The sequence below is a fragment of the Corynebacterium tuberculostearicum genome, assembly GCF_032821615.1.
Taxonomy (GTDB): domain Bacteria; phylum Actinomycetota; class Actinomycetes; order Mycobacteriales; family Mycobacteriaceae; genus Corynebacterium; species Corynebacterium tuberculostearicum_H.
This window is the reverse complement of the sequence record NZ_JAVBIF010000059.1, coordinates 1-671: the sequence shown is the minus strand read 5'-3', so window position 1 is coordinate 671 and position 671 is coordinate 1. Positions and strand designations below refer to the sequence as shown.

The window sequence follows — 671 nt, the reverse complement described above, 5'->3', positions numbered from 1 at the left end:
CGCCAGATCGCGCGGTTGGAAGCGGAAAACGCATATCTAAAAAAATTGCGGGACTTGAGGAATCAGGGACACGCCTGAAGGTCCAGGCGATTGTCATCCTCAAGTCACGGCATCGTCTGCACTACCTTTTGGATGCGGCCGGCATGGCACGGTCGACATTCTTCTATCACCAAAAACGACTCAGCAATCCGGATAAGCACGCTGCGCTCAAAGACGCGATCTGGGAAAGCTTCGAGCGTAACAAGCATCGCTATGGCTACCGACGAGTGCTACTTGACCTGCGCAACCAGGGGTGGGTGGTCAATCACAAGCTCGTCTACAAACTCATGCGCGAGATGGGGCTTCGAGCCAAGGTCCGCCAGCGCAGGCCATATGTTTCTTATAACGGGACGATCAGCCACATTGCCGACAACACACTTGACCGCAAGTTCACCCCAGATAAGCCAAATACCGTCTTTGTCAGCGACGTCACCGAGTTCAGGGTCGCAGGCTGCAAGGTCTACCTATCACCGGTGATGGATTTGTTCGACCGTTCAATCGTTGCCCATACCTGAAGTGTCCCAGGTTTTGTTCCGTTTAAGTAGATGGGAAAATCTGGAATATGCCAAGAAAATTTGACCAGGATGCAAAGGACCGTGTGGTCCGTCTCGTGGAAGATCGCATCTTGGCAG

At 52.9% G+C, this 671-nt stretch carries 1 pseudogene; it reads left to right on the top strand.

Annotated elements, in window-relative coordinates:
* Positions 1-551: pseudogene (locus RAE09_RS11870) on the top strand (IS3 family transposase); the annotation flags it as partial.
* Positions 552-671: the final 120 nt, after the last annotated feature.